Source organism: Pseudoalteromonas sp. SG45-5 (assembly GCF_014164085.1).
In the GTDB taxonomy this organism is placed as follows: domain Bacteria; phylum Pseudomonadota; class Gammaproteobacteria; order Enterobacterales; family Alteromonadaceae; genus Pseudoalteromonas; species Pseudoalteromonas aliena.
In genome coordinates, this window is the sequence record NZ_JACJEM010000143.1 from 1 (window position 1) to 726 (window position 726).

A 726-nucleotide genomic window follows, 5' to 3' on the forward strand; every position below is an offset into this window, starting at 1 on the left:
TTGGCTTTTTTTGAACTCATCAACAAGCGCCTTACTTCGCGCTTTAAAAATAGCGGTGTCTGCGCTGTTACCATCCCAGTTTTTACATGCAAGCGGGATCCCACCATCTTGGCTAACAATGATTTCTTGTACGACTTGTTTTAAATCAGGACGGTGAGCCTTGCTATAGCCATGAGTAATTTTAATGACATTTTCATCACTATCTTCATCATCAAAAGCATATTCACCTGTCAGTGAGTGACTCGTTGTATCAAGTGATTCAAAGGTTTTATCAACTTGCTCTATTTCACATGCTTGTCCGGAGACTAATGAAAATAAGCTTTCACAGCCAAACTCGAAGCATTGATCGAGAGTTCTACCAAGTTTGTGACGATTAAAATGTGATGCTTGAACCCCTTCACGAAATAAATGTTCAAGAGGCAAGTTAGTAAAAAATTGAGGGCTGAGTGATAAAGGTCGATTGGCAAAACCGAGTCCATTCATGATCATGCCTTTTACAGCTTCACCGGGGGTGATTTCTTGTTTATCGTCTTGAGGTAAGTATTGATCTAAAAGGCTGACAATTTTTAAGTCTTCTATAACACCTGAAACAATACCGTGATGGTCTAACCGTTTGATTTTTAGATTCATATACACCTCAAAGTTGAGATGTTATTTTATCAAATTAAAGAGAATTAAGCGTTTAAATTAAATCGAAATTTTTGAAATTGGTCTGATCAATGTCTG

The 726-nt window shown here is 37.3% G+C and carries 1 protein-coding gene; it reads right to left on the reverse strand.

Annotated features, from left to right (window positions below; genetic code table 11):
* Positions 1-630: IS1634 family transposase (locus H5119_RS20010; RefSeq protein WP_182703484.1), on the reverse strand; the 630-nt coding region annotated here is incomplete at its 3' end.
* Positions 631-726: the final 96 nt, after the last annotated feature.